The sequence below is a fragment of the Romboutsia weinsteinii genome (genome assembly GCF_002250835.2).
GTDB classification, from domain to species: Bacteria; Bacillota; Clostridia; order Peptostreptococcales; family Peptostreptococcaceae; genus Romboutsia_A; species Romboutsia_A weinsteinii.
Genome location: NZ_NOJY02000155.1, coordinates 1 through 699, shown reverse-complemented (window position 1 = coordinate 699; position 699 = coordinate 1). Strand labels below are relative to the sequence as shown.

The following is a 699-nucleotide window of genomic DNA, read 5'->3' as shown; positions in this document are numbered from 1 at the left end:
ACCATATACCATCCGAAGACAAGTCTTTACAACCACAAGATCCGATCATTCCTATATCTTTATTATTTTCAAATATATCTAATATTTCATAGATAAGATTTTTATTGATTATTATAGCATCTTGGTGAATATAGACTTTATATTTTGCATCAGATAAATTCATACCCTTATTATAAGCGCTTGTAATAGATGTGGAGTTTCGAATAGGTATAATTTCTATATCTACATAGTCAGGAACATTTAATTTTTTTATAGAATCTAAACATCTATTGTATATTTTTTCATTATTTACTGCCGTAATAAAACAGACTTTTTTATTCATATATTAACATCTCCTTATACCATATATAAAGATAAAATGAATCTATTCATTATATGAAAAAATAAAATAAATGGTTATTAATAAATTTGTAATATCAATTTATTATAATGATACATAAATTAAAATGTAGGGAAAATTATAAACGTAAGGAGCCAAAATATGGATAAAGCATCACCTATAAATAATGTAATGAAAAAATTCATCGAAGAATATGACTATAATCCAGATAATAATATAAATTTTACTAGCATAATAATATTAGCTCAAAACAAATTAGAATATACAGTACTGTGTATAGAAAGTATTCGAAAATTTACACCAAAAGATAAATATGAACTAATTGTAGTTGATAACAATTCTAGCGACGGTACTGCATC

Annotated in this window: 2 protein-coding genes; one reads left to right on the top strand and one right to left on the bottom strand. The window is 23.7% G+C overall.

Features of this window, described 5'->3' with window-relative positions; genetic code table 11:
• Positions 1-322, bottom strand: a 322-nt coding sequence (locus CHL78_RS20430) for a glycosyltransferase (protein WP_243446495.1), incomplete at its 3' end; no start/stop codon positions are given.
• A 159-nt stretch (positions 323-481) separates the two neighbouring features.
• Between CHL78_RS20430 and CHL78_RS20425 the strand changes: the two genes are divergently transcribed.
• Positions 482-699 (top strand): glycosyltransferase family 2 protein (locus CHL78_RS20425; protein WP_330408687.1); only part of this gene is annotated, 218 nt, incomplete at its 3' end.